Below are 2,907 nucleotides of genomic sequence, written 5' to 3' on the forward strand. Positions count from 1 at the left end.
GACCCGGTGCATCCAGCCGTGCGGGTCGGGGGCCTTGCCCTGCTGGACGGCCAGCAGCGCCTCGCGCAGCCGCAGGGTGACCGGGCCCGGCTCCCCGTCACCGACGGTCCAGGCGGCACCGGAGGACTTCACCGAGCCGACCGGGGTGATCACGGCGGCGGTGCCGCAGGCGAAGGTCTCGGTGAGGGATCCCTCGGCGCACTCGCGCTCCCAGTCCTCGATCGAGATCCGGACCTCGCCGGTGGCGTAGCCGAGGTCGGCGGCGATGGTCAGCAGCGAGTCGCGGGTGATCCCGGCCAGCAGGGTGCCGGTCAGCTCGGGGGTGACGACCGTGGTGCCCTCGCCGGAGCCGCGCACGAAGTAGAGGTTCATGCCGCCCATCTCCTCGACCCAGCGGCGCTCGACGGCGTCCAGCCACACCACCTGGTCGCAGCCGTGGTCGACGGCCTCCGCCTGGGCGAGGAAGGACGCCGCGTAGTTCCCGGCGAACTTGGCCGCGCCGGTGCCGCCGGGGGCGGCGCGCACGTACTCCTTGGAGAGCCAGACGGAGACCGGCTTGACGCCGCGCGGGAAGTAGGCGCCGGCCGGGGAGGCGATCAGCACGAAGAGGTAGGAGCCGGCCGGCTCGTTGATGCCGAGGCCGTCCTCGGTGGCGAACAGGAAGGGGCGCAGATACAGCGACTCCTCGCCGCCGTGCGGCGGGACCCAGGCGCCGTCCTGGGCGAGCAGCACGTCGATGGCCTCGACGAAGGTCTCGACCGGCAGCTCGGGCATGGCCATGCGGCGGGCGGACTCCTGGAAACGGCGGGCGTTGGCGTCCGGCCGGAAGACCCCGATGGAGCCGTCGGGCTGCCGGTACGCCTTCAGCCCTTCGAAGATGGACTGCCCGTAGTGCAGAGTCTTGTTCGCCGGGTCGAGCTGGAAGGGGGCGTACGGGGTGAGCTGCCCGTCGTGCCAGCCCCGGCCCTTGGTCCACCGGAGGGTGACCATGTGGTCGGTGAAGTGGCGGCCGAAACCGGGGGCGGCGAGCACGGCGTCGCGTTCCGCGTCCGACAGCGGGCTGGCGGAGGGCTTCAGGTCGAATTCGATCGGCGGCGTCGTCATGGTGAGCGCGTCCTTCGCTGAGTGGTGTGGCGGACCGCCGGTCCGTCCCCGATGGATGTGGTACTAGGAAGTCCGAGCATCGGTAGACGGTTCGGCCCCGTGTCCGATTATCGCGCGGGGCTGTACGGCATGCGCACGGATGGCGGTCTCGATGGTGATGGTGGCACCCAGCGGCGGGTAAGCCCAGCCGCCGGGCGTCCAGAATGCCCGGCGGCGAGGGGGTGCGTGAGGTGGGCCGCGGGCTAGCCGGCTACGGAACCGGCTACGCGTACCGCGAGGGCGTCCCCGATGGTGTCGGTGTCACGCGGCGTGCCGTCGCGCTCCGCCAGGTCGGCGGTCACGGCGGCCTCGATCCGGCCGGCCTGCTCCTCGTAGCCGAGGTGGCGCAGCAGCAGGGCGACGGAGAGCACGGTGGCGGTGGGGTCGGCCGCTCCGGTGCCCGCGATGTCGGGCGCGGAGCCGTGCACGGGCTCGAACATGGAGGGGAACTCACCGGTGGGGTTGATGTTCCCGGAGGCGGCGAGCCCGATGCCGCCGGTGATGGCGGCGGCGAGGTCGGTGAGGATGTCGCCGAAGAGGTTGTCGGTGACGATGACGTCGAACCGCTCGGGCTGGGTGACGAAGAAGATCGTCGCGGCGTCGACGTGCAGGTAGTCGGTGGCGACCTGCGGGTACTCCCGGGCGACGCGGTCCACCGTGTTCTTCCACAGGTGGCCGGCGTGCACCAGGACGTTGTTCTTGTGGACCAGGGTCAGCTTCTTCGCCGGGCGGGCCGCGGCGCGCTCGAAGGCGTCGCGGACCACGCGCTCGACGCCGTAGGCCGTGTTGACCGACACCTCGGTGGCGACCTCGGCGGGGGTGCCGGTGCGCATGGAGCCGCCGTTGCCGACGTAGGGGCCCTCGGTGCCCTCCCGGACCACCAGGAAGTCGATGGCGGGGTTGCCGGCCAGCGGGGTGGGGGTGTTCGGCAGCAGGACCGAGGGGCGGAGGTTGACGTAGTGGTCGAAGGCGAAGCGCAGCTTCAGCAGCAGACCGCGTTCCAGCACGCCCGAGGGCACGGCCGGGTCGCCGATGGCGCCCAGCAGGATGGCGTCGTGGCCGCGCAGCCGCTCCAGGTCGGCGTCCGGGAGGGTTTCCCCGGTGGCGTGCCAGCGCTTGGCGCCCAGATCGTAGGTGGTGGTCTCCAGCTTGACGTCGGAGGGCAGGGCTGCCGCGAGGACCTTGAGGCCCTGGGCCACCACCTCGGGGCCGATGCCGTCGCCGGGGATCACTGCGAGATCGATGCTGCGCGCCATGCGGAGGACCATACGCCGGGTCCGGCCAGCGGACGTATGGCGTCCACGATCCGGACAGCGGTGCGGTGCCGTGGTGGGGTGTCAGTGGGCGGGCAGCGGGGCTCCGCCGTTGTCCCGGCGGTCGAGGGCGCGCTGGAGCGCGGCGGCGGCGCGGCGGCGGTTGGCGTCGTCGCGCCCGGCGAGGGCGCGGGGAACACGGGGGGCGATGCGCGGGGTGCGGGCCTCGGCGGGGGCGGCCGGAGCGGCGGGCGTGGCGAACGTGTCGTCCATGGCGGATCGGCTCCAGGGGTGAGGGTGAGGCGAGGGCTGCCGCAGGGGGCGGGCCGGGTGCCGCGGGGGTCGCCCGCGCCGTCGCACCTGGCCGGAGCGTCCGCACGCTGGATGGAGCGTCACTGTCGGCTTCTACAAAAGTAGCGGCCCTCAGCAGTGATGTCCCGCCAGATACTCGACCGTCCTAGTATGTGAGACGGGAACGGCCCCGGCGGTCACGTCCGTGCACCACCGGGGC

Annotated in this window: 3 protein-coding genes; all 3 read right to left on the reverse strand. The window is 72.8% G+C overall.

Annotation, left to right across the window (positions count from 1 at the left end; translation table 11 throughout):
• A partial coding sequence (locus tag ACFV5N_RS26505) for a branched-chain amino acid aminotransferase (RefSeq protein WP_385604680.1) occupies positions 1 to 1,104 on the reverse strand: 1,104 nt, incomplete at its 3' end.
• Positions 1,105 to 1,346: 242 nt separating this feature from the next.
• Positions 1,347 to 2,399 (reverse strand): 3-isopropylmalate dehydrogenase, encoded by a 1,053-nt coding sequence (locus ACFV5N_RS26510; RefSeq protein WP_385604683.1) that lies wholly within the window; start codon positions 2,397 to 2,399, stop codon positions 1,347 to 1,349.
• A gap of 81 nt (positions 2,400 to 2,480) precedes the next feature.
• Positions 2,481 to 2,669 carry a hypothetical protein gene (locus ACFV5N_RS26515; protein ID WP_347228915.1) on the reverse strand — a complete coding sequence of 63 codons (189 nt, stop codon included), beginning with the start codon at positions 2,667 to 2,669 and terminating at the stop codon, positions 2,481 to 2,483.
• Between the last annotated feature and the right edge of the window lie 238 nt (positions 2,670 to 2,907).

The organism is Streptomyces sp. NPDC059853 (genome assembly GCF_042731495.1).
GTDB lineage: Bacteria > Actinomycetota > Actinomycetes > Streptomycetales > Streptomycetaceae > Streptomyces.